Annotated in this window: 2 protein-coding genes; both read left to right on the forward strand. The window is 45.3% G+C overall.

The window, feature by feature from the left end:
• Positions 1-289: 30S ribosomal protein S7 (rpsG, locus tag H7844_16020; GenBank protein ID MEO5358783.1), on the forward strand; the 289-nt coding region annotated here is incomplete at its 5' end.
• 9 nt (positions 290-298) lie between these two features.
• Positions 299-975, forward strand: a 677-nt coding sequence (locus H7844_16025; GenBank protein ID MEO5358784.1) for a GTP-binding protein, incomplete at its 3' end; no start/stop codon positions are given.

Below are 975 nucleotides of genomic sequence, written 5' to 3' on the forward strand. Positions count from 1 at the left end.
GTTTAAGTCATCTATAGAGAATGTTAAGCCTCTGATAGAAGTGAAACCGCGGAGAGTCGGCGGGGCGACCTATCAGGTGCCTGTGGAGATAAGGCCACAGAGAAGGCTGGCGTTGGCTTTCAGATGGATAATAAATTATGCTCGCGGACGAAATGAGAAAACCATGACAGATAGGCTTGCAGGTGAGCTTGTTGATGCTTTCAACAACGTGGGCAGTTCGATAAAAAAGAAAGAAGATACTCATAAAATGGCAGAGGCAAACAAAGCGTTTGCCCACTACAGGTGGTAACCGGAACAGATGTCGGAACGATTCTCATTAGACAGGACCCGTAATATCGGTATCATGGCACATATAGACGCAGGGAAGACTACAACTACTGAAAGGATACTCTATTATACGGGCGTGACCTACAAGATAGGTGAAGTGCATAACGGCACTGCTGTTATGGATTGGATGCCTCAGGAGCAAGAAAGGGGTATAACAATCACCTCCGCGGCAACAACGTGCTTTTGGAAAGACAATAAGATAAACATTATAGATACGCCCGGGCATGTGGACTTCACTATCGAGGTGGAGAGATCAATGCGAGTTCTGGATGGGGCTGTCATACTGCTTGATTCAGTTTCAGGGGTGGAGCCTCAGACGGAAACCGTTTGGAGACAGGCGGAGCGTTACGGGGTGCCAAGGATTGCATTTTTGAATAAAATGGACAGGGTAGGTTCTGATTTTTATATGTCTGTGGATTCTATGGTTGAGAAACTGGGAGATTCATCAGATGGTCTTAGTGGGTTGGATGAGGTAAGGAGGATTATCGCCTACAATCTATTTGTAGGGTTTAAAAGGTTGTCATGTCCTGATTCATGGTTAAAACACACAATAACAACATTTCGTTGGAAGATGATACAGGTAGCAGGGCGGATAGTGAGCCATGCAGGACAGGTAATTCTGAAATTAGCAGTTGGAATAAAGCGACT

It is taken from the genome of Nitrospirae bacterium YQR-1, assembly GCA_039908095.1.
Taxonomy (GTDB): domain Bacteria; phylum Nitrospirota; class Thermodesulfovibrionia; order Thermodesulfovibrionales; family Magnetobacteriaceae; genus Magnetomonas.